The 2321-nt window shown below is 65.6% G+C and carries 3 protein-coding genes; all 3 read right to left on the minus strand.

The window, feature by feature from the left end:
- Nucleotides 1-5: 5 nt before the first annotated feature.
- Nucleotides 6-1115: an ABC transporter ATP-binding protein gene (locus tag V6M63_RS08000; RefSeq protein ID WP_332741059.1), complete on the minus strand. Its 1110-nt coding sequence runs from the start codon at nt 1113-1115 to the stop codon at nt 6-8.
- Nucleotides 1108-1497, minus strand: coding sequence for a hypothetical protein (locus V6M63_RS08005; RefSeq protein ID WP_332741060.1), 390 nt, complete (start codon nt 1495-1497; stop codon nt 1108-1110). Before V6M63_RS08005 ends, V6M63_RS08000 begins: the two co-directional genes overlap by 8 nt.
- Nucleotides 1494-2321, minus strand: an 828-nt coding sequence (locus V6M63_RS08010) for a carbohydrate ABC transporter permease (RefSeq protein ID WP_332741061.1), incomplete at its 5' end; no start/stop codon positions are given. The genes V6M63_RS08010 and V6M63_RS08005, both read right to left, overlap by 4 nt.

Here is a 2321-nt window from a genome sequence, read left to right on the forward strand (position 1 = left end):
AAATACTAGCCATGGCGCATACTCGGTTGGTGGGCGATAGTGGTGGCGCTGGGCAGCAAGCGTTCAGTGGCCGCGTCGAAAAGCACCACCCGTTGGGTGTCGAAGGCGAGGCCGACCTGCTCTTGCAAGACCGGCCGTACAGACTTGTCGGCCAGCACTTTCAGCGGCCCCGCATCGGTTTGCACCTCGGCGACCCAGTGCGAGCCGAAGTACTCGACGTGCTGCACGCGACCACTCAGGCTGCCCTCGCCTGGCGCCCGCAGGCGCACGTGTTCGGGTCGCACGCCCAGCAGTACTGACGGGGAAGGAGCTTCGACCGCGGGCACATCAATAGTTCCTCTCGCCACCCGCACACCGGTGTCGCCGCGGACCACGGGCGCATCGACTTTGAGCAGGTTCATCGGCGGGCGGCCGATGAATCGCGCCACAAACAGACAGGAGGGAAAGCTGTAGATGCCGTGCGGGTCGTCGGCCTGGAGGATCTCGCCCTCGTTCATCACCACGATGTGGTCGGCCAGCGCCATCGCCTCGTTCTGGTCATGGGTAACGAACACGGTGGTGGTCTTCAGCCGGTCGTGCAGCCTGCGCAGTTCCACGCACATCAGTTCCCGGAATTCGGCGTCCAGCGTGCCCAGCGGCTCGTCCATCAGAAAGGCCTTGGGCTGGCGCACGATGGCGCGGCCCAGCGCCACGCGCTGCCGGTCGCCACCGGCCAGGCCGGTGACCCGCGACCCCAGCAGGTGTTCGATACGCAGGATGGCGGCGACTTCATTGACGCGTCGGTTTATCTCGGCGCGCGGCACGCCCTCATTGCGCAGCGGGAACTCCAGGTTGCCGCGCACCCCCATGTGAGGATAGAGCGCGAACAACTGAAACACCATCGCAATATCGCGCTCGCGCGGCCTGAGATATGTAACGTCCTGGTCGTCCAGCGTGATGCTGCCGCCCGTGGGGTACTCCAGGCCGGCGATCATCCGCAGCGTGGTCGTCTTGCCGCAGCCCGAGGGGCCGAGTAGCACGACGAACTTGCCGCTTTCGAGCACCAGCGAGGAGCCGCGCACTGCGGTGAAGTCGGCAAAGCGCTTCTGCAGGTTCTGGATTCGGATTTCACTCATGGTTCAGCTCCTGGCGCGGTGCAGCGGGCGCATGCGCGGGCCACCGCGGAACCGGCTTTGCCGGGCCGCTGGTGGCGCCCCCTTGAGGGGCTGAGGGCCGCGGCTCCAAGCCTGCCTGCGCAGGCTTGGACGGCTCCGAAGAACCGCCGCCTCTGGCGACGGTGCCGGGCGCCGAAGGCGCTTCGGGGGTGGGCCTTCCTTGCGGCAGTTTGCCGGCGATGGAATAGCCGATCACGCCGGCCAGCAGCACCGTGAAGGCATAGCTGTAGACCTCGATGGACCAGGGCTGCATCAACATCACCAGGCCCAGGCCGATCAGAGTGGCGGTGCCACGTTCCCAGGGCGCGCGGCGCAGCCAGCGGGGGGATTTGCGGGACTTCATTTTCGAATGGCTCCGAAGGTCACGCCGCGCAGCAGGTGCTTGCGCAGCAACACGGTGAACACCAGCACCGGCAGCAGGAACAGCGTCGTGCCGGCCGCCATGGCGGGCCAGTCGAGACCGCCTTCACCGATGATGGTGGGGATGAAAGGTGGCGAGGTCTGCGCCGTGCCACTGGTGAGCAGCAGCGCGAACGCGTACTCGTTCCAGGCGAAGATCAGACAGAAGATCGAGGTGGTGGCGATGCCGGTGGCCGCCTGCGGCAGCACGACCTTCAGGAAGGCCTGCCAACGCGTGTAGCCGTCCACCATGGCCGCCTCCTCGTACTCGCGCGGGATTTCATCCATAAAGCCCTTGAGCAGCCACACCGCAAGCGACAGGTTCACGACGGTGTACAGCAAGATCAGGCCCAGGTGGGTGTCGTTGAGCCCCAGGTGGCGAAACATCAGGTAGATCGGAATGGCCACCGCGATCGGCGGCATCATCCGGGTGGACAGGATGAAGAACAGCCAGTCGTCCTTGCCCGGCACCCGAAAGCGCGAAAACGCATAGGCCGCCAGCGTGCCCAGCACCACCGACAGCAAGGTCGAACCAAAGCCGATCAGCAGCGAGTTGAGGTAACGGTCTGAAAAGCGCGAGGGTCCGGCCAGGATCATCTGCTGTTCACGCACCAGGCCTTCGTACCAGCTCGTGGCCGGTGGTTGCGCCGCCAGTTCTTCTGCGGACACGCGTGAGCGTGTGGTGAACAGGTTAACGTAGCCAACCAGGGACGCCTCGGCCACCACCTTGGGCGGATAGGCAATGGCGTCCTGCGGGGTGCGCAGGCT

Origin of the sequence: Hydrogenophaga sp., assembly GCF_036675665.1 — a bacterium.
Classification (GTDB): domain Bacteria; phylum Pseudomonadota; class Gammaproteobacteria; order Burkholderiales; family Burkholderiaceae_C; genus Hydrogenophaga.